This is a genomic window from Kribbella jejuensis (assembly GCF_006715085.1).
Lineage (GTDB): Bacteria > Actinomycetota > Actinomycetes > Propionibacteriales > Kribbellaceae > Kribbella > Kribbella jejuensis.
The window spans coordinates 1,435,178-1,455,139 of sequence record NZ_VFMM01000002.1 but is presented as its reverse complement, the minus strand read 5'-3'; the positions used below and the strand labels follow the sequence as shown (position 1 = coordinate 1,455,139).

Sequence of the window (19,962 nt, the reverse complement as noted above, 5' to 3'; positions counted from 1 at the left end):
GGCTGTTCACACCAGCGGCACGCTCGGCCGGCAGGCCGGACGCGCGGTTGGTGAGTGTCTGGGGTCCGCCCCGGGGGTCAGGGTCAGGCGTCGGCGACCAGGGTGCCGCCGTTGGCTACGTCGGTGGTTTCGATCTCCTGGAACACGATGCGGACGGATTCGCGTTTGGCGCCGAGGATGGCGATCGCGGAGTCGGTGACGGCGGCGACGAACTCGCGGCGCTGGTCGAGGGTGCGGCCGGAGAGCAGTTCGACGGTGATGTTCGGCATCTGGCAGTTTCTCCTGGGGTTCGGTGTCAGGACAGGGCCGCCGCCCGGCGGGCGGCGACCGGATCGGTGTTCAGGGAGTCGACCAATTCCTCGACGTCCCCGCGGTTCTCCGGCAGCAGCAGACCGAGGCCCACGTACACCACCAGAGAGGTTGCCAACGGCAACGCAACGACCAGCGTCTGGTCGGTGGATCCGACGCCGTACTTGACGATCGCCCACGCGATCAGCCCGATCGCCCAGGACGCCAGTGCGGCCCGCGAGCCACTCCGCCGGAACCAGGGCAGCAGCCCGAGCATCAACGGGATCGCGATCGGACCCATCGTGGCCGCGACCAGGTCGACGACGATCTTGAGCACGACGCCCTCGCCATTGGTGGCGATCGCGATCAGCATGCTCACCGTGACGAATGTGAACGTCACGATCCGCGCCATCTTCAGCGTCGCGCCGTCGGTCAACCGGCGCACCCGTGGTACCAGTACCGGCGCGAGGTCCCGGGTGATCACCGACGAGATCGCGTTCGCGTCCGAGGCCACCATCGCCATCGTGTGCGAGAAGAACCCGGCCAGCACCAGCCCGATCAAACCGCTCGGCAACAGCAACTGCGCCAGCTGCACGTACGACTGCTCCGGCTTGCCCGGGTGCACGAGCAACGGCGCCGCGCACATCGGGATGAACAGGATCAGCGGCCAGACCAGCCACAGCACCGAGGACAGCAACGCGGAGCGCTTCGCCTCGGAGCCGGACGGCGCGGCCATGTAGCGCTGCGCCAGGTTCCACATGCCGCCGTTGTACTCGAAGGTTTTGATGAACAGGAACGCGACCAGGAAGACCGGTGTGTAGGGCCCGTTCAGCGCGTGCCCGTGCCCGGCCGGCAACTGGTCCCACATCTTCCACAGCGTCGGTACGCCGTCCAGGTGGTGCAGCACCCCGATGAACATCGCGACACCGGCCCCGAACTGGATCACGAACTGCCCGAAGTCGGTGAGTACGTCGGCCCACAACCCGCCGAGCGTCGCGTACAGCATCGTCACCACGCCGGTCAGCAGGATGCCCCACCGGATCGGTACGCCGGTGAAACCGTTCAGCAGGACGGCGATCGCGACCCACTTGGACGCGATGTCGACGACCTTGAGCGCGGCACCGGAGTACGCGAGCGCCTGCTGCGTCGGCAGGTTGTAGCGCCGCGCGAGGTACTCCAGCGGCGACACGACCCCGTGTTTCGCGCGCAACCGGTTCCAGCGGGCCGCGAACAGGAACGCCCCGATGCCGACGCCGATCCCGATCGTCATCGCCCACCAGACGTAGACGGTGATGCCGTACGAGTAGGCGACCGCGGCGAAGGCGACGAACATCACCGCGCTGTAGCCGGACATGTGGTGCGAGATGCCGGACAGCCACCACGGGATCCGGCCGCCGGTCGTGAAGTAGTCCACGACCGTCTTGATCTTGGTGCGCGACCAGACGCCGATCAGCACCATCAACACGAAATAGCCGACCAGGACGGTCCAGTCCAGAGCGGTCATCGGGGATCCTCCCAGGGGCGTGGGGCGAGTGCTTGAGAGGTTCCACTGAACAGAACCTAGTGTCAAGATACGGAACTTGGAACATTTCGACGCTATGTTCCAGCGTTGACAGTGCGTTCCGCTGAGTAGAACCTTGTTCCGTGACATTGCAGATCAGGCACGCGACCCATCCCGAGCAGGTGCCAGGCTTCGACACGGCCGCGCTGCGCCGCCACTACCTGGTGGACGACCTGTTCGTCCCCGGCGCCGTCAACGCGGTACTCACCCACCACGACCGGATCGTGCTCGCCGGCGCCCGTCCCACCGACGGGCCGCTGACGCTCGGCACCTACCCCGAGCTGCGCAGCGAGTACTTCCTCGAACGCCGCGAGGCCGGGATCGTCAACGTCGGCGTACCCGGCACGGTCACCGCCGACGGCACGAAGTACGAGCTGACCAGCGGCGCCTGCTTGTACGTCGGACGTGGCGTCCGCGAGGTCGTCTTCGAAGGGCCCGAAGCGGCGTACTACGTGTTCTCGGCGCCCGCTCACACCGCCTTCCCGACCAGGCAGGTGAACCCCGGCGAAGGCAACCGGCTCGAACTGGGCGATCAGCAGACCGCGAACCGCCGGACCATCGACCAGTTCATCCACGCCGACGGGGTGCAGAGCTGCCAGATCGTCCTCGGCGTGACGACGCTGCACGCGGGCAGTACGTGGAACACGATGCCCGCGCACACCCACGACCGGCGTACCGAGTGCTACCTGTACTTCGGCCTGCCGGAGACCGAGCGGATCGTCCACCTGCTCGGCGAACCCGAGGAGACCCGGCATCTGCTGGTCGCCGACCGGCAGGCGGTCATCTCCCCCAGCTGGTCGATCCACTCCGGCTGCGGCACCTCGTCGTACAGCTTCGTCTGGGCGATGGCCGGCGAGAACCAGGCGTTCGGCGACATGGACGGTGTCGACGTGCGGGATCTGCGGTGACGTTGTTCAGCCTGGAAGGCCGGACGGCGCTGGTCACCGGCGCGCGGCGCGGGATCGGCGCGGCTATCGCGGCCGGGTACGCCGCGGCCGGGGCCGAGCTGATCCTGATGGCCCGGGACGCGGCGCTCGAGGAGACCCTCGAGGCGATCAAGCAGAACGGCGGCGACGCGACGGTGGTGATCGCGGACTTCGCCGATCCGGCCGCGGTCGAACGAGCCGCCGCGGAGATCGTCGACCATCGGAGGGTCGACATCCTGGTCAACAACGCCGGCACGATCCGCCGGGCGCCCGCGGCCGAGACGACGACCGCCGACTGGCAGCACGTCATCGACGTGAATCTCAACTCGACGTGGGCGGTGACGCGGCCGGTCGGCGCGGCGATGGCCGAACGCGGTGACGGGAAGATCGTCACGATCGCGTCGTTGCTCAGCTTCCAGGGCGGGATCACCGTCCCGGCCTACACGGCCAGCAAGCACGCAGTGGCGGGGCTGACCCGGGCGCTGGCCAACGAGTGGGGACCGGCCGGTGTCCAGGTGAACGCGATCGCGCCCGGGTACATCAGTACCGGCAACACCACCGCACTCCAGGCGGACCCGGACCGGGAGGCGGCGATCCGGCAGCGTATTCCGGCCGGCCGCTGGGGGCGGCCGGAGGACGTCGTCGGCGCGGCGGTGTTCCTCGCGTCCGCGGCGGCGGACTACGTCAACGGCCACGTCCTGGCGGTCGACGGTGGCTGGCTGGCGAGATAGGAGTGGCAGGATGTCGGGCATGGATTCGCCTTCGGCCATCGACAAGACGTTGATGGTGCTGGACGCCGTACTGGAGCACTCGCGGTTCACCGACGTGGTGAACGCGACCGGACTGGCCAAATCGACCGTGCATCGGATCATGGCGTCGCTGGTCGAGCACGAGTTCGTCGCTCAGGCCGAGGACGGGTCGTACCACCCCGGCCCGAAGGCGCTGCGGCTGGCCGGCCACGCGCTGACGAACGTCGACCTGGCCACGGTGGCCCGTCCGGTGCTCGCGGACCTGGTCGCACAGACCCGCTGCACCGTGCACGTCGGCTTGCTGAACGGCGACGAGGCGATCTACGTCGCCCGCCTCGACGGCCCGAAGCCGTACCGGATGCCGTCCCGCGTCGGCAAGGCGATCTGGCTGCACTGCACCGGCATCGGCAAGGCCCTGCTCGCCGAGAAGGACGACGAATCGCTCGACGTCCACATCACGCGCACCGGTCTGCCGGCCCGGACGCCGCTCACCCACACGACCGCCGCCGCGCTGAAGGCTGACCTCGCTCAGACCCGCGCCCGTGGTTACGCCCTGGACGACGAGGAGAACGAGCCAGGCATCCGCTGCGTGGCCGCCGTCATCCACGACCACACCGGCGCCGCGATCGCCGCGGTCAGCATCTCCACCCTGTCCCTCGAGCAGTCGATCGCCCAGGTAGCTCTGATGGCCCCCGCCGCGATCGAGGCCGCCCGCAAGATCTCAGCCGCGCTCGGCTACCGCGAGCCGACGCCCTGACGCCCAGCGCACCACCGGCACGAACAGGACACCGACGAGCGCGAACCATCCGCCGAGGACGATCCAGCCCGGTACGCCGAGACCGAGCGGGAGCAGCGCCATGATCGATGGCGCGACCATCGAACTGACCGACGTACTCGTGTTCCAGACGCCCTGGTACTGACCTTGGGCCTGCTCCAGGGCGAGGTCGAACCCGAGCAGGAACGATCCGGACGACTGCAACAGTTCGCCGGCGGTCTGCACCGACGCGGCAATCACCAGGACCGCCACGGCCACCAGAGCAGCACCCGCCGACGCGGCCGCGAACAGCACCATCGATGCCAAGAGCAACAATCCGGCGGTTCGGGTGGCGCGCGCGGCCGAGGTGGTGTCGACGATGCCCCGGGACGCCCGGACCTGCAGGACGGCGACCCCGGCGGCGTTCACGATCAGCGGTACAGCGGCCGCCCAGTGCGGCGCGTCGGTGTGTTCGACCACCCACAGCGGGATCGCGACGTCGATCACCGAGTAATGGATGGAGATCGCGGCGTTCAGCGCGCCCACCGCCAGGTACCCACGGTCGCGGAGCGCGATCCACACCGGTCCGTCCGTACGCGGCTGGGGCGCGACCCGTGGTACGGCGAGCACGACGAGTGCCGCGATCACGCCGAGTACGACGTACAGGCCGAACATCAGCCGGTACGACGTCGCCGTACCGAAGGACAGTGCGATCGCGCCGAGGCCGGCGCCCGCGGTGACGCCGATGTTGGTCATCGACCGCAGGTACGCACGGGCCCCGACGCGCTCGGGGCCTTGCACGACACCGGCGATGAGCGCGAAGCGGACTGCGTTCGAGCCGCGGTCCAGGACGACGACAACGGTCGCGACCGCAAGGAACTGCCAGAACGTGCCGATCACGATGTAGAGCACCGCGGTCGCGGACATCAGCAGGCTCAGCACCACGAACAGCGTGCGCGGTCCGCGCCGGTCAGCGAGGTGGCCGAACGGGATGCTCGCGAGCAGGCCGAACAGACCGGCCACGGTCAGGCCGAGGCCGACCTGCGCGATCGACAGCCCGACGACGCGGGTGAAGTACAGCACGCTGATTGTCATCAGCAGGCCGTTGCCGACCCGGCTGAGCAGGGTCGCCAGCGCCAACGGGCGCAGCGGACCTGGCGCCGGCAGCAGCTTCCGCACCGGCCCATCATGAGCTATCTGCGACTAAGTCGCAAGAAGTGCGGTACTGCGGTTCCGTTCGGCCCAGCGGACGACCGGCACGAACAGGACGCCGACGAGAGCGAACCACACGCCGAGGATGATCCAACCGGGGACGCCCAGGCCGAGTGGGAGCAGGGCGAGGACGGTCGGGGCGACCATGGTGCTGATCGACATGCTGGTGTTCCAGACGCCCTGGTACTGGCCCTGGGCGTGGCCGGGCGCGACGTCGAAGCTGAGCAGGAACGAACCCGACGACTGCAGCAGTTCCCCGATCACCTGGACGAACGCGCCGACGGCGAGCAGCGCGACCGCGGTCACCGCGTTGCCCCAGGTGGCGCCGGCCATCAGCATCATCGATGCCAGCAGCAACAGTCCGGCCGTCCGGGTGGCACGGGCCGCGGTGGTCGGGTCGGCGACACCGCGCGACGAGCGCACCTGGAACAACGAGACCACTACGGTGTTGATGATCAGCAGCACCGCGACCGTCCACCGCGGGGCGTCGGTGTGATCGACCACCCACAGCGGGATCGCGACATCGAGCACCGCGAAATGGATGCTCATCCCGGCGTTCAGCGCGGCCACCGCGAGGTACCCGCGGTCGCGCAACGCGATCCACACCGGCCGGCCGTCGTCATGCGGCTGCGGCGCCACCCGCGGGATCGCCAGTACGACTAGCGCCGCGACACTGCTCAACACCGCGTCGAGCACGAACATCAGGCGGTACGCCGTACCGGTGTCGAAATGCAGCGCGAACGCACCGACGGCCGCGCCGAGCATGATGCCGATGTTGGTGACGGCCCGCAGGTACGCACGCGCCGCGACCCGGCCCGCACCGGTGGTGATCGCGGCGATCAGGGCCGCCCGGACCGCGCCCGCGCCGCGGTCGATCATTGTCAGCACGATGCTCACGACCAGGAACTGCCAGAAGTTCTGCACGAACAGGTAGACCAGCGAGAGCGCGCAGAGGATCAGGCTGAGTACGACGAAGAGCCCGCGCGGGCCGCGCCGGTCGGCGAGATGCCCGAGCGGTACGGCGGACAACAGCCCGAACAGGCCTGCGACGGTGAGCCCGAGGCCGACCTGGGCGATGCTGAGGCCGACGATCCGGTTGAAGTACAGGACGCTTACCGTCATCAGCAGGCCGTTGCCGACCCTGCTCAGCAGGGTGGCGAGAGCCAGCGGGCGCAACGGGCCGGGTGCCGGCAGCACACCACGAGCGCCGGTCGACAGCTCACTCACCACGGGCCGCGATCCGCTGGGCGTTCTCGCGGATCTCGCCCATCAGGTCGACACCCGAATCGAGCATCGCGCGCAGCTTGCCCGGGTCCTGCTCGCCGAACATGTGCGCGACGGTGACCTCGTGGTCCGGTCGGCTGACGATCTCGATCGGGTCGCCGGCGCCGATCGTGCCCTCGCGGAGCACCTTCAGGTACGCGCCGGGGCGACCGGCCTGGTGGAAGCGCTTGACCCAGCGCGGGAGCTGCATCCGGTGCTGGAACGTGATGCACGGGATCCGCGGCGCGCGCACCATCACCTCGACCTCGGCGCCGATCCGCCACACCTCACCGAGCAGCGCGCCGTTGACGTCGAGGCCCTCGGTGCGCAGGTTCTCGCCGAACAGACCGGTCGGGATGTCGCGGCCGAGTTCTTGAGCCCACCACTTCGCGTCCTCGTCGGCGTACGCGTAGAGGGCGAGGTCCGGGCCGCCGTGGTTCGCGGTATCGCAGACACGGTCACCCTCCAGCCCGAGCGGGCGGACACGGATCCGGCCGAGCTGCGGCCGCTTGTCGATCGCGGTGAATCCGGTCTCCTTAGGACCCGGAATGAGCTTCTCCACCACGTTGACCGTCAGCAACCGCATACCCGCATCCTCTCCCGAGGGGCTCGGCGTTTCCACCGGTTTACTGACGCCTCAGGGGCAGTACGGCGATGATCAGCAACGTCGCCGCGGTCGCGGCCGCACCGATCCAGGCCGCCGCGCCGTACCCGGACTCGCGCGGGAAGACGCCGGTCGTGTGCGCGGCGAGGATCAGGCCGCCGAGCGCGCTGCCGGTGGAGAAGCCGACGCTCCGGACGACCGCGTTCACGCTCATCGCGCTGGCGGTCTCGGCCTTCGGCGTGACCGCGAGGATGACACCGGGCATCGCCGCGGAGAACGCGCCGACGCCGAAGCCGAGGATGCCGTTCGCAACGATCGGTTCGACCAGGTGTGAGCGGACCGTGGCGAAGAGTACGAACGCGACGAGCACCGTCGCCGTACTTGCCGTCAGCAACATCCGGGGACCGAGGCGCTCCCGCCAACCGGGTACGAGGCGACCGGCCACGAAACCGAGCAGCGAGAACGGGACCAGTACCAGACCGGCCTGGAACGTGTTGAGCCCGAAGCCGTAGCCGGCCGCCGAGGGCGTCTGCACATAGCGGGTGATCATGCTGAACAACAGGTACATCCCGATGCCGCCGGCGAACATCACGACGTTGGCCGCGGCGACCGCGGGGTGACGGAGGAGTCCGATGTCGACCAGCGGGTTCTCGGTGTGCACCTCGAGGAAGGTCCAACCGGCCAACAGCAGCAGTGCCGCGATCAGGACGGTCAGCGCGACCCCGGTGTGGTGTTGCCACAGGGTCGTTTGTCCGATCACCAAGAGGAGCGCGGGCAAGGCGATCGTGAGCAGGATCGCGCCGCGCACGTCGAGCCGGACCGACGGGCGGTCCGGCGCCTGCGGCAGTACGAAGACAGCGGCGACGAATGCGGTCGCGGTGACGGCGAGGCCGAGTCCGTACGCGGCGCGGACACCGGCGACGTCCGTGATGAACCCGGACAGTGGATAACCGATCCCGATCCCCGCGGTGGATGCCACCGACAACAGGGCGATGGTCTTCGCGGTCCGGACCTCGTCCAGGTGATCGCGAGCGACCGCCATCATCAACACGATCAGCCCGAGCCCGGACCCCTGCAGCGCCCGGCCGATCAGCACGAACGCGAACGGCAACGGAAGCACGGTCAGCAAACTGCCGACGACCCCTGCTCCCAGCATCGCGAGCATGACGGTACGTCGACGTGGACCCGCCCCGAGCCGCCCAAGGACCGGCGTGGCGACGGCCCCGGCGAGCAGTGCGAGCGTCAGCGTCCACTGCGACACGGCAAGCGAAACGCCGTACTGCTGCGCCACAGCGGTGATCAACGGAGCTCCCAGGCTCCCGATCACGACCGACAGGATCACCCCGACCGCCACCAGAAACGCCATGAGTACGCGGGGCTTGGCAACTACCTGCGTCGTGTTCATCGGTTCGTCTCGGTCGTGATGTGCTGGAAAAGGCCTGGTTTTATTCGGGTTCTGGCTTGGTGGGACCAGGGTTCGTCGACCTGCGGGAGGTCCAGCGCCGCACTGGTGTTGAGCAGCATGCCGAAGGCAAGGAACGCCTTGACGGTGACCGGGTCGAGTTGGGCGGTGTCGGCAACTGATTGCCACAACCGGGCGAAGCTGGCCCGTACGGCGTCTCGTACCTCGCCGTCGCCGGCCGCCGCCGCCGCTATGCCTTGGAGTTGAAGGAGCAGCGTCGTGCGGTCGGCGAGCATGTCGTTGTACTCCTGGCCCATCGCGGCCAGCGCCTCGATCCCGCTCGACCCACCGGCCGCGGCGACCATCGCGAGCCGCATCCGCTCGAAGGCCGCGTCCACGCACTCGAGGAACAACTGCTTCTTCGTCCCGAACATCCGGAACACGTAGGCCTGGGTGATCCCCGCGCGGCGCGCGATCGTCTCCGTCGAGGCGCCGGACAACCCGGCGCCGGCGAACTCCTGCTCCGCGATCCCGAGCACCTGTTCGCGCCGTTCCTGTCCACTCATCCGCGTCGCCACAGCCTTGAAGTTAGTAGGTGGTAACTACTAACCGCAATGTCTTCCGCATTACGTTTACGAGTGTATATTTACATTTGTAAACCAGGAGAGGGAGTGGGAGATGACAGACCAGCGATTCAGCCGCCGCCGGGTGATCACGACCGGAGCAGTGGCCGGCGTCGCCGCCGCGGCAGCCGGGGCGGCGGCAGGCGTGGCGTTCGCCCAGAGCGACACGCCGCCGACGATGGAGGCCTCACCGCGGAAGCGGTTCGAGAACAAGGTCGTGCTGATCACCGGCGCGACCAGTGGGATCGGCCGGGCGGCGGCGCTGCTGTTCGCGGCCGAGGGCGGGAAGGTCGGGTTCTGTGGGCGCCGCGAGCAGCTCGGCCGGCAGGTCGAGGCGGAGATCCGGTCCGCCGGCGGCGAGGCGACGTACCTGCGGGCCGACGTCCGCGTCGAGGACGACGTACGGAACTTCGTCGACGGGATCGCCGCGGAGTACGGCGGGCTGGACGTCTGCTTCAACAACGCGGGGATCAGTATCGAGCGGCCGTTGCACGAGTACACGACGGCCGAGTGGGACGACGTGACCAACACCAACCTGCGCGGGAACTTCCTCGCGCTCAAGTACGAAGTACCGCACCTGCTGAAGCGCGGCGGTGGGACCGTCGTCGTCACCTCGTCGTCGAACGCGATCGCGACCACCGAGAAGCGGTCCGCGTACACCGCGACGAAACGCGGCCTGGTCGGCCTGGTCCAGTCGGCCGCGCACGACTACGCGGCGCGCGGTATCCGGATCAACACGCTGATCCCGGGGACGACCAACACCGAGCTCGTCCGCCGGCTGGCCGGCATGATGAATGTCCCCGATCCGGTCTGGAACGCCTTGGCCGCGAACTGGGGCAAGTCCCATGTCCACGGCCTGCAACGGATGGCGACGCCGAACGAGATCGCCGTCTTCGCGCTGGCGCTCGCCTCCGACGACTTCCCGTACCTGACCGCGTCGCAGCTGGTCATCGACGGTGGGAAGACCGCCTACGCGGGCTGACCGAGGAGGTGCCGGACGAGGCGGTCGACGTACCGGTCCTCGTCCGGCAGCTCGAACCACGGCATTGCCACACTCAGCTGCGCGCGCCCGTGCAGGGCGAGCCACAGCTCGAGGGAGGTCTCGCGGAGCTCGTCGTCCGACGCGTCCGGGAGGACGGCGCCGACCGCGGCGATCAGCGGTTCGAACGCGGCCCATCCGAGCTCGACCAGCTCCGCGGCGGGTGCGGCCGGGGCGTCGGTACGGCGGTGGGCGTGGAACATCACGGCGTACCGGCCCTCGTGTTCGCGCGCGTACCGCAGATAGGCCTTGGCCAGCGAGCGGACGTCGCCGTCGGCGGCCAGCAGGCTGTCCCGGAGCTCGCCGAAGAAGCGCGCTTTGACCGCGCGGAGCAGCTCCGGCAGGTCGGCGAAGTGCAGGTAGAGCGCGGTCGGGCTGACGCCGGTCGCCGACGTGACCGTCCGCACCGACAGCGTGTTCAGGTCCTGCGTCTCGAGCAACTTCGCAGTCGCCGTGACCAGCGCGTCCCGCAGATCCTCCCCCGACCCACGCGGGCTACGGGCTCTGCGGTTCGTCACGGTCATGTCGTGGAGTTTAGTCCTGGATCGCCTTCACGATCGCGATGTTGCGGGTCAGCCAGTCCTGTGGGAGGGACTCGTCGGCGCTGGTGGATTCGAGGGTCCACAACACGTTCAGCATCTGCCGGACGATCACCCAGGCGCGGGCGCGGTCCTCGTCGAATCCGGCCGCGTCGACGGTCGTCCAGAACCGCTGCTGGACGGCGAAGCGCAGGTCGTGCGCCCCGGTGACCTCGTCCCACCGGTTCCAGATCAGCGGCGCGACCTCGTACGCCGGGTCGCCGGACAACGGTTTCGGGTCGATCACCAGCCACGGTTCACGCTCCGCGGCAAGCATGTTCTCGTAGTGCAGGTCGGTGTGGATCAGCCGGCCGTCGGTCGCCGGGTCCGCGACGAAGTCCTCGGCCAGCGAGATCGCCTGCTCGACGTACCGGTGCGGCACCGGCGCGGACGCGGGCAGCTTCCGGAAGCCTGCGATCCAGCGCGTCAGCTCCCCCGACAGTGTCCGGTACTGCGGACCCGCCGGGACGTGCAGCCGCTTGTAGGTACTGCCAACGATCTCGCAGGCGTCCAGCGCGTCGATCGTGGTCAGGTCCCGCGGCTCGAGTCGCTCCAGCAGCAGCGCGAACCGGCGCGGGTCGGCCCGCAGCAGTTGGACGGCGCCGTTACCGGCCCAGTCCCGCAACGCCAGATGCTCGGTCTCGGCCTCCCAGTGCGGGAACTGCACCTTCAGCACGGCGCGCTTGCCCTCGGCAACCACCGGTACGACGAGCGCACAGTTGCCGTACGTCGTCGTACCGTCGACCTGCAGGCTCCACTCGTCGAGCAGGTCCCGGGTCAGCCGCGGAAGCCGATCGAGCCAGTCGGCCCAGTCCTGCCCGCGAGAGGAGACGACCAGCAGGCCTTCGGGTATCTGGATCGGCAACCTACTTCTTGCCTGCCTTCTCGGAGGACTCGGTGGTGCGCAGGGCGGCGATGAAGGCCTCCTGCGGGACCTCGACGCGGCCGACCATCTTCATCCGCTTCTTGCCTTCCTTCTGCTTCTCGAGCAGCTTGCGCTTGCGGGTGATGTCACCGCCGTAGCACTTCGCGAGCACGTCCTTGCGCATCGCGCGGATCGACTCACGGGCGATGATCCGGGACCCGATCGCGGCCTGGATCGGCACCTCGAACTGCTGCCTCGGGATCAGTTCCTTCAGCTTGCCGGCCAGCGCCACGCCGTAGGAGTAGGCGTTGTCGCGGTGCACGATCGCGGAGAACGCGTCCACCGTCTCGCCCTGCAGCAGGATGTCCACCTTGACCAGCGCGGCCGACTGCTCACCGGTGGGCTCGTAGTCCAGCGACGCGTAGCCCTTGGTCTTGGACTTCAACTGGTCGAAGAAGTCGAAGACGATCTCGGCCAGCGGCAGGGTGTAGCGCAGCTCGACCCGGTCCTCGGACAGGTAGTCCATGCCGAGCAGACTGCCCCGCTTGGACTGGCAGAGCTCCATGATCACGCCGATGAAATCCTTCGGGCTCAGGATCGTCGCACGGACGACCGGCTCGTAGATATCGGCGATCTTGCCTTCGGGGAACTCGCTCGGGTTCGTGACGACGTACTCCTTGCCGTCCTCCATCTCGACCCGGTAGACGACGTTCGGCGCGGTCGAGATCAGGTCCAGGTCGAACTCGCGCTCGAGCCGCTCGCGGACGATCTCCATGTGCAGCAGCCCGAGGAACCCGCAGCGGAAGCCGAAACCGAGCGCGCCCGAGGTCTCCGGCTCGTACTGGAGGGCCGCGTCGTTCAGCTGTAGGCGCTCGAGGGCGTCCCGCAGCGTCGGGTAGTCGTCGCCGTCGATCGGGAACAGGCCGGAGTACACCATCGGCTGCGGGTGCTTGTAGCCGCCGAGCGCCTCGGTCGCGCCGTGCACCGAGGAGGTGACGGTGTCACCGACGCGGGACTGCCGGACGTCCTTCACACCGGTGATCAGGTAACCGACCTCGCCGACACCGATACTCGGCGTCTTCATCGGCTCCGGCGAGATCACGCCGACCTCGAGCATCTCGTGCACCGCACCGGTCGACATCATCTTGATCCGGTCACGGTGGATCAGCTCGCCGTCGACGACCCGGACGTAGGTGACCACGCCGCGGTAGGTGTCGTAGACCGAGTCGAAGATCAGCGCCCGCGGCGGCGCGTCCTTGACGCCCTTCGGCGGGTCGATCTGCGCGACGATCTCGCTGAGCAGCTCCTCGACGCCCTCGCCGGTCTTCGCCGAGACCTTGAGCACGTCCGACGGGCTGCAGCCGATGATGTTCGCCAGCTCCTCGGAGTACTTCTCCGGCTGGGCGCTCGGCAGGTCGATCTTGTTCAGCACCGGGATGATATGCAGGTCCGCGTTCAGCGCGAGGTACAGGTTCGCGAGGGTCTGCGCCTCGATCCCCTGCGCGGCGTCGACGAGCAGTACGGCGCCCTCGCACGCCTCGAGCGACCGCGAGACCTCGTAGGTGAAGTCCACGTGCCCCGGCGTGTCGATCATGTTCAGGATGTACGTCGTACCGTCCGGGGCCAGCAGGCCGCCCGGGGAGTCCGGGCCCGGCGTGAACGGCAGCCGGACCGCCTGCGACTTGATCGTGATGCCGCGCTCGCGCTCGATGTCCATCCGGTCGAGGTACTGCGCCCGCATCGAGCGGTCGTCGACCACCCCGGTGATCTGCAGCATCCGGTCGGCCAGCGTCGACTTCCCGTGGTCGATGTGGGCGATGATGCAGAAGTTCCGGATCAGCGACGGGTCGGTACGACCCGGCTGCGGCACATTCGTGGAGCCAGCGGGCACGGAGGGGTCCAGTTCGGTCGTTGCGGCGTGAATATCTGGTCAATCATCCCATGCGGGTCCAGCAGATTCGAAAATCCCGGGCGGGCGGCCGCCCGGGCCTCTACCCTCGGGACGCATGGCACACGCTGCTGGGGTCCGGTTGCCGTACGACGAGCTGCCCGCTCGGCTGCGCTCGTGGGTGGAGCGCACGCTCGGTTCCGTCGTGGTGTCGGCCAAGACGCAGCAGGGCGGCTTCTCCCCCGGTACCGCAGCCCGGCTGGTGACGGCGTCCGGTCGCAGCGCGTTCCTGAAGGCAGTCGGTACGTCGCTGAACCCGAAGACGCCGGAGCTGTTCCGGCTGGAGATCACCGCGACGCAGGCGATCGGCCGGCTCCCGATGGCTCCGGAGCTGTACGCGGTGTACGACGACGGTGACTGGGTCGGCATGCTCTTCGAGGACATCGACGGCCGCCTCCCGCCGCATCCGTGGGTACAGGACGACGCGGACCGGGTCCTGGACGCGCTGGCGGAGCTGACCGACGTACTGGACCCGTCGCCGTGGCCGGACGCACCGGTGATCGCCGTACGCAGCCATGACTTCCTGAGCCGGTGGGACAACGTGCTCGCGGACAACCTCGCTGTGCCGTCCTGGGTCGATGTGGAGGCTTTCGCCGAGTTGGCCCGGGTCGGCATCAGGGCGCTGGCCGAGGGCAAGGCGCTGGCGCACTGGGACCTGCGGGCCGACAACATCATCCTGACCGACGACCGGGTGGTGTTCATCGACTGGGCACACCCGGGGCTGGCACCGCGCTGGGCGGACACGGTGATCCTGCACGCAGAGATGCGTGGTTCGGTGACGCTCCCGGAACTACCGGACGACGCGGCGATCACAGGCTTCATCGCTGCCATCGCAGGCGGGCTGTGGTGGGGCGCTGCGCAGCCGGCGCCACCTGGGCTCCCCACGATCCGCCCCTGGCAGCGGGAGCACGCTCTGGTGCATCTGGAGTGGGTACGCGACCGCATGCAGCGTTTCTGAGCAACGGGCGTCTGTAGCGGTGTGACGAATCCAATGGTGAGCATCAGCCGCCCAGCACCTGTGGACGCACAGGGAGCGGTCTCGGCGCTCTACCAGCAGCACTGGGTCGGGCTGCTCCGGCTGGCCGTGCTGATGGTGGACGACCGGCAGGCGGCAGAAGACGTCGTACAGGAGGCCTTTGCCGAGCTGTACCGGCACTGGCCGCTGCGGGCGTCCGACGCAGCCCTGACCTACCTACGTACTGCTGTGCTGAACCGCAGCCGGTCCGTACTGCGACGGCGCAAGGTGGCACGGCTCTACATCCCGCCGCACCAGGCGCCGAACGCCTCCGCCGAGAGCGACGCGGTACTGGGCGAGGAACGCTCCCAGGTACAGCAGGCGCTCCACGCGCTGCCACGACGTACCCGCGAGGTGCTCGTGCTCCGGTATTACCTCGATCTGCCGTTCGCGGAGATCGCCCAGACTCTCGGGATCAGCGAATCCTCGGCCCGTGCCACCTCGTCGCGCGGCCTCGCCGTCCTGACCGAACGCCTGAAGGAACTGCGATGACCGACACCGAGACCCGCCTCCGCGACTACCTCCAGACCCAGGCCGCCACCGTCCCCGACTCCGCCCAGGGCCCGGGCCTCGAACCAGCAACACGCCGCCGCAACTGGCCGGCCCTCGCAGCCGCCGCCACGATCGCCCTGGTACTGGCTGTCGGTGTGTCCCTCGTGACGCGGCTTTCGGGGAACGCTCCGGAGCCGGCCGAGCCGGTGCCCACCACTGCCCCGACGATCCCGTACACCGTCGGCGCGACGCTGCACGACGGCGACCAGCGGGTTCGGATCCCGAAGGGGATCGACGGCTTCTTCTTCGGGAGGGTCCACGGCGGCTGGCTGGGGATGAGCCTGCCCGAACCGGGTCAGTTCCAGGCCGGCGTACTCAACGCGAACGGAACCTTCCGCCTGATCGGGCCTCAGCGATCAGGAGGAACCACCCTGTCTCCCGACCGCAAGCAGGTGGCGGTCATGCACTACCGGACTGCCACCGAGGGCGACATCGTCATCGTCGACATCGCGTCGGGCAAGGCCGTGTCGACCACTCCGCTGTCGTATCAGCCGACGCTGCTCGGCTGGAACCGGAGCGGACTCTGGATGGCCAACGAGACAGCGACAACGAACGAACTGCTGGTGTGGCCGCAGCCAGGATCCGGCCGGCCAGAACACCTCGATGCCGCCGGCTTCGAGGGTGCGCTGAGCGCTCCGCCGGACACCGACGCCATCGTCCTGACCACCAAGACAGGAAACGATCGCTGTCTCAAGGCAGCTGTACTGCGCGACGGTGCGCTCAAGGTTCTGCGCCAGTACTGCGACGCGGATGCGAACACGCTGTACCCGGTCATGTCGCCGGACGGGCGCAAGATCGTCAACAGTCGTGGGAAGGTCGTCTTCGACGTACGGTCAGGGAAGACCGCCAAGCTCCAGCTGCCCGCGGGGGACGAGGTGACCGACTTCCCCCAGCCGCAGTTCGAGGATGCGAACCGTCTGATCCTGCTCAGCGCTCCACCGCGCAAGCCTCCGGCGCTGTACCGGTGCGATGTTCGCAGCGGCGAGTGCGCTGTCCTGCAGAAGAACGCCACAGGGATGACGCTGCAGATGCCGTGACAATCAGGACGAGGGCGGCCTGGCTGGGTGCCAGGCCGCCGTTCGGTTGTTCAGCTGTCTACGCGTACGACGGTGTTGCCGGAGCCGTCTGCGCCGTCGGTGAACTGCAGCTGGCCCAGGTACCGGGTGTTGGCGGTCAGGCCGGTCCAGCTGGCCGTGACGCTCGTTTCGGCTGCTACCTGCACCTGCTGGGTCGCAGGAGTGACCGTCAGACTGCCCGCGCCCTTCTGCAGCTCCCAGTGGTTCAGCTTGACCTGCTGCGAGTTCGCCCCGGCGTACAGGTCGACGTAGACGTCCACCGGACCGCCCGCGGGCTGCGGCAGGTTCACCTCTTCCTCGGCGGAGCCACCCGTGCTGCTACCGAGCAGGGTCGTCGTTCCAGCCTTGTAGACGAACACGTCCAGGTCGGTGCCGGCCGGGTAGTCCGCGTCGAACGTGGAGAACCTGGCGTACGTCGAGCCCACCGGGATGTTCGCGGTGAACTTCGCGACGTGGTCGTTCGCCTTCGGCGCGGTCGTCGGGAACGACACGCCACCCGGGTTCTTCAGCGCCGCTTCGTTCACGGTCGCCGGGGTGAGACCCAGGGCAGTGGTGTTGAGCGTCCCGGCGTACCCGGAGGTGATCGGGACCTGCACGGAGCCCGCCGTACCGGTGCCGTTGACCTGGACCGGTGCCTTCACCGTGAGCGGCTTGATCGCGAGCGTGCTGGCGACCGAGTGCTTCGCCGACTTCCAGACCAGCTTGCCGAACGAGTACTGCTCGAGCGGGGCGCCGTTGTTCTCGATCGTCACCTTGTACGTCGCACTGCGGCCCGGGAACGTGACGAGCAGCTTCGGCGTGACGGTCACCTTGAGGCCCTTCGCACCCTCGACGGTCGGGAAGTACACCTCGGGTCGCGTACCCACGTTCGTCACGGTCCGGGTCACGGTCTGCCGGCCGGCCAGGTCGCCGATCGCGATCGTCGGGTAGTTGAGGTCGCTCAGGTCGATCGTGCCGTTGGCGCACAGTTCGTGGGTGCTCGGCACCTGGCCGGAACCGCAGACGAACTTCGTCCAGTCCGTGTAGGTCGAGTCGTAGACCAGGCCGGGATCCATCCCGTACTTCGGCTGCACCTCGCCGGCGCCGTACCCGAACGGGGTGGCCGGCGAACCGCTGTCGTTCTGGATCGGCTTGCCGCTGGTGTCCTTGTCGGTCGCGGTCGTCATCATCGCGGACTTGATGGCCATCGGGGACCAGGTCGGGTGCTTGCCCTTCAGCACCGCCGCGATGCCGGCGATGTGCGGCGTGGCCATCGACGTACCGCTCATGAACGCGTACTCGCCACCGGCCGCGCTGAACGCGGTCGTGGCGGCCAGCACGTTCGTGCCCGGCGCCATGATGTCGGGCTTGAGCAGGTCGCCGTTGCCGGCCGGGGACGGGCCGCGGCTCGACGAGCTCGCGACCATCGGAGCGTTCACGCGGACCGGTGTCCCGGCACCGATCGTGGCGGTCGGGTTCGCGGTGCCGCTGACGTACGCCTTGACCTCCGGCGCCTTGGTGTTGTCCAGATGGACGGTCGGGACCGAGTGCAGGTCGGCGTCGAGGGTGCCCGGGGTGATGTTGAGCAGGATCATGCCGATCCCGCCGGCGCTCTTCACCTGCAGGCTCTTGTCGACGCGGGCGTTCACACCGCGGTCACAGACCACGATCTTGCCGGTCACCTTGGCCGGGTCGAGCGTGCCGGCCTGGCAGAGCGTGAGGTTGGCCGGGTCGGCGTTGGGCAGGCCCGCGTCCTTGGCCAGCACGACCGGTGCTTGCGGCGTACCGGCGCCGATGCCCGCGCCGGTGTACGACTTGCCGTTGCCGAACGTCACCGTGGTCTGAATGTCGCGGTCATGGGTGCCGTTGGCAACCGACGTGACCCACGGGTACGTCTTGCCGACGGTCGCGTCACCCGGACCCGTGTTGCCGGCGCTGGTCGCGACGAACACGCCCGCCTTCGCCGCCCGCAGGAACGCGAGGCCGGTGGCGTTCACGTACGTCGACCCGCTGCCGGAGATCGAGTAGTTGATCACGTCGACACCGTCCGAGACCGCGGCGTCGATCGCCGCGACGATGTCGGCGTCGGTACCGCTGCCGCCGCCGGTCGCGTCGACCGCCCACAGCGCCTTGTAGATCGCCAGCCGGGCGTGCGGCGCCATCCCGGAACCCTTGCCGTAGTCGCGGCCCATCACGGTCATGTCGACGCCGTAGTTGCCGGCCGCCGTACTCGCGGTGTGGGTGCCGTGGCCGCCGTAGTCGCGCGGCGACTTGAATTCCTCGGGGATCGGGCGGTTGCCGATGCCCTTGTCGAAGTACCGGGCACCGATCACCTTGTTGTTGCAGGTGACGGGCGCCTCCTCGCCGGCCTGGCAGGTGCCCTTCCACTTCTTCGCGACGATCGCGTCGGACTGCTTGGTGGTCTTCATCGGCGCGAAACTGGGCCGCTCCGGGACAAAGCCGGAGTCGATCATGCCGATGATCACGCCGTCGCCTGCCTGGTCGATACCGCCCGCCTGCTGCCAGGCGCCGCCCTTGCCGGACAGCCCCAGGAAGCGCGGCGTGTCGACGGTGTCGGCGTGCTGGATCTCGCTCGGCTCGACGCTCTTCACGCCCGACGACTTGGCCAGCTTGACCGCGTCGTCGTACGACATCTCGGCCGAGAAGCCGGCGTAGGTGTAGTTGTAGTCGTACAGCTTGGTGATGCCGGGAACCTTGGCCAGCACCTGGTTGCGCTCGTTCGCGAGGTGCTTGACGTAGTCGACCACGGGCGCCGCGGTCTTCAGCAGCTTCGCGCCAGGCACCACCTTCGTCGCGGCGAGCCCGGCGATGTCGCCGTCGTACTCCGCAACAGGCGAGTCATCGAGCTGCACGATGTACGACCCGGTGGTGGAGCGTTTCACCTCGGCGCCGGCCGGCTGGCTGCCCGGTTGTGCGGCCTGCTGGCCGGCCGGTTGTGCGTCCGGTTGTGCGGACGCTTGGCTGGCGTGCGCGGAGTTCACCAGCACCGGTACGCCGGCACACGCGGCGATCAGTGCGGTCGCGGCGATGATCGCCGGTCGCTTGCGGGTCACGGAGTTCCTCCAGGGCTTGGCGGAGCGATGGCGGAGCTTTGGGGCTCGCGGGGCCCCGAGTATGCCGGTGACCGCCGACAGTGTCACCCTCCCCACAGTCAGCGACCGCAGATGAAGGGAAAACCCGATCCCGGACCTGACCGAATCCATCACAGCGCACTCAACCGCTGACACCCTGTATCGATCGGTCAGCAACCTCCCCCACCTGCCCACCTGAAGCCCCGCATGCATCCGGCCCCACTGGCCCCACACCCCCCCGCGCCCCACCTCCCCGCGCCCCAGCCCACCCAGCCCACCTCACCCCAGCCCCACCGCATGCGACCCCACCTCTCACACCCCGCCGCATGCGGCCCCACCGCACCCAGCCGCACCGCACGCAGCCGCACCGCAGCCAGCCGCACCGCACCCAGCCGCACCGCACCCAGCCCACCGCATGCGACCCCAACTCACCCAG

General features: G+C 68.7%; 18 protein-coding genes. 7 read left to right on the top strand and 11 right to left on the bottom strand.

Going from position 1 to position 19,962, the window contains the following annotated elements; genetic code table 11:
* Positions 1 to 83 precede the first annotated feature (83 nt).
* Both FB475_RS27080 and FB475_RS27075 read right to left on the bottom strand, forming a co-directional pair.
* Positions 84 to 269: a tautomerase family protein gene (locus tag FB475_RS27080; RefSeq protein ID WP_141859348.1), complete on the bottom strand. Its 186-nt coding sequence runs from the start codon at positions 267 to 269 to the stop codon at positions 84 to 86.
* Positions 270 to 295: 26 nt separating this feature from the next.
* Positions 296 to 1,792 carry a sodium:solute symporter family protein gene (locus tag FB475_RS27075; protein WP_141859346.1) on the bottom strand — a complete coding sequence of 499 codons (1,497 nt, stop codon included), beginning with the start codon at positions 1,790 to 1,792 and terminating at the stop codon, positions 296 to 298.
* A gap of 140 nt (positions 1,793 to 1,932) precedes the next feature.
* Between FB475_RS27075 and kduI the strand changes: the two genes are divergently transcribed.
* From kduI to FB475_RS27060, 3 genes are read left to right on the top strand one after another with little or no spacing between them, the layout of a single operon-like run.
* Positions 1,933 to 2,757: a 5-dehydro-4-deoxy-D-glucuronate isomerase gene (kduI, locus tag FB475_RS27070; protein WP_238332436.1), complete on the top strand. Its 825-nt coding sequence runs from the start codon at positions 1,933 to 1,935 to the stop codon at positions 2,755 to 2,757.
* A complete protein-coding gene (locus FB475_RS27065; RefSeq protein ID WP_141859344.1) occupies positions 2,754 to 3,506 on the top strand; it encodes an SDR family oxidoreductase in 753 nt (250 codons plus the stop codon). The genes kduI and FB475_RS27065 overlap by 4 nt, the downstream gene beginning before the upstream one ends.
* A 19-nt stretch (positions 3,507 to 3,525) precedes the next feature.
* Positions 3,526 to 4,281 (top strand): IclR family transcriptional regulator, encoded by a 756-nt coding sequence (locus tag FB475_RS27060; protein ID WP_141859342.1) that lies wholly within the window; start codon positions 3,526 to 3,528, stop codon positions 4,279 to 4,281.
* On the opposite strand, the gene FB475_RS27055 is transcribed toward FB475_RS27060, so the two are convergent.
* Genes FB475_RS27055 through FB475_RS27035 form a run of 5 tightly spaced genes read right to left on the bottom strand, consistent with a single transcriptional unit; the run spans position 4,246 to position 9,337 of the window.
* Complete coding sequence (locus FB475_RS27055; protein WP_141859340.1) at positions 4,246 to 5,457, bottom strand: MFS transporter; 1,212 nt, start codon at positions 5,455 to 5,457, stop codon at positions 4,246 to 4,248. The two genes, FB475_RS27060 and FB475_RS27055, sit on opposite strands and share 36 nt — an antisense overlap.
* Before the next feature lie 24 nt (positions 5,458 to 5,481).
* A complete protein-coding gene (locus FB475_RS27050; RefSeq protein ID WP_141859338.1) occupies positions 5,482 to 6,717 on the bottom strand; it encodes an MFS transporter in 1,236 nt (411 codons plus the stop codon).
* Positions 6,710 to 7,339 carry an MOSC domain-containing protein gene (locus FB475_RS27045; protein WP_141859337.1) on the bottom strand — a complete coding sequence of 210 codons (630 nt, stop codon included), beginning with the start codon at positions 7,337 to 7,339 and terminating at the stop codon, positions 6,710 to 6,712. The genes FB475_RS27050 and FB475_RS27045 overlap by 8 nt, the downstream gene beginning before the upstream one ends.
* A gap of 40 nt (positions 7,340 to 7,379) precedes the next feature.
* A complete protein-coding gene (locus FB475_RS27040; protein ID WP_141859334.1) occupies positions 7,380 to 8,762 on the bottom strand; it encodes an MFS transporter in 1,383 nt (460 codons plus the stop codon).
* Positions 8,759 to 9,337: a TetR/AcrR family transcriptional regulator gene (locus tag FB475_RS27035; RefSeq protein ID WP_202878520.1), complete on the bottom strand. Its 579-nt coding sequence runs from the start codon at positions 9,335 to 9,337 to the stop codon at positions 8,759 to 8,761. The genes FB475_RS27040 and FB475_RS27035 overlap by 4 nt, the downstream gene beginning before the upstream one ends.
* Before the next feature lie 100 nt (positions 9,338 to 9,437).
* On the opposite strand from FB475_RS27035, the gene FB475_RS27030 reads away from it, so the two are divergent.
* The gene (locus FB475_RS27030) at positions 9,438 to 10,364 is read left to right on the top strand and encodes an SDR family NAD(P)-dependent oxidoreductase (RefSeq protein WP_141859332.1); all 927 of its coding nucleotides are present in this window, start codon (positions 9,438 to 9,440) and stop codon (positions 10,362 to 10,364) included.
* Here FB475_RS27030 and FB475_RS27025 read toward each other — a convergent pair.
* Genes FB475_RS27025 through lepA form a run of 3 tightly spaced genes read right to left on the bottom strand, consistent with a single transcriptional unit; the run spans position 10,352 to position 13,755 of the window.
* On the bottom strand, positions 10,352 to 10,945 hold the full coding sequence (locus tag FB475_RS27025) for a TetR/AcrR family transcriptional regulator (protein WP_141859330.1): 594 nt from the start codon (positions 10,943 to 10,945) through the stop codon (positions 10,352 to 10,354). The genes FB475_RS27030 and FB475_RS27025 overlap by 13 nt on opposite strands.
* 10 nt (positions 10,946 to 10,955) lie before the next feature.
* Positions 10,956 to 11,864 (bottom strand): aminoglycoside phosphotransferase family protein, encoded by a 909-nt coding sequence (locus FB475_RS27020; protein ID WP_141859329.1) that lies wholly within the window; start codon positions 11,862 to 11,864, stop codon positions 10,956 to 10,958.
* A 1-nt stretch (position 11,865) separates the two neighbouring features.
* On the bottom strand, positions 11,866 to 13,755 hold the full coding sequence (gene lepA / locus FB475_RS27015) for a translation elongation factor 4 (protein WP_202878519.1): 1,890 nt from the start codon (positions 13,753 to 13,755) through the stop codon (positions 11,866 to 11,868).
* A gap of 115 nt (positions 13,756 to 13,870) precedes the next feature.
* Here lepA and FB475_RS27010 point away from each other — a divergent pair, with 115 nt between their 5' ends.
* Genes FB475_RS27010 through FB475_RS27000 form a run of 3 tightly spaced genes read left to right on the top strand, consistent with a single transcriptional unit; the run spans position 13,871 to position 16,416 of the window.
* Positions 13,871 to 14,770: a protein kinase family protein gene (locus FB475_RS27010; RefSeq protein WP_141859328.1), complete on the top strand. Its 900-nt coding sequence runs from the start codon at positions 13,871 to 13,873 to the stop codon at positions 14,768 to 14,770.
* 21 nt (positions 14,771 to 14,791) lie between these two features.
* Entirely contained in the window at positions 14,792 to 15,319 is a 528-nt protein-coding gene (locus tag FB475_RS27005) for an RNA polymerase sigma factor (RefSeq protein ID WP_238332435.1), read from the top strand.
* Positions 15,316 to 16,416, top strand: a complete 1,101-nt coding sequence (locus FB475_RS27000; RefSeq protein ID WP_141859327.1) for a hypothetical protein — start codon at positions 15,316 to 15,318, stop codon at positions 16,414 to 16,416. The genes FB475_RS27005 and FB475_RS27000 overlap by 4 nt, the downstream gene beginning before the upstream one ends.
* A gap of 50 nt (positions 16,417 to 16,466) precedes the next feature.
* On the opposite strand, the gene FB475_RS26995 is transcribed toward FB475_RS27000, so the two are convergent.
* Complete coding sequence (locus FB475_RS26995; RefSeq protein WP_238332434.1) at positions 16,467 to 19,508, bottom strand: S8 family serine peptidase; 3,042 nt, start codon at positions 19,506 to 19,508, stop codon at positions 16,467 to 16,469.
* Positions 19,509 to 19,962: the final 454 nt, after the last annotated feature.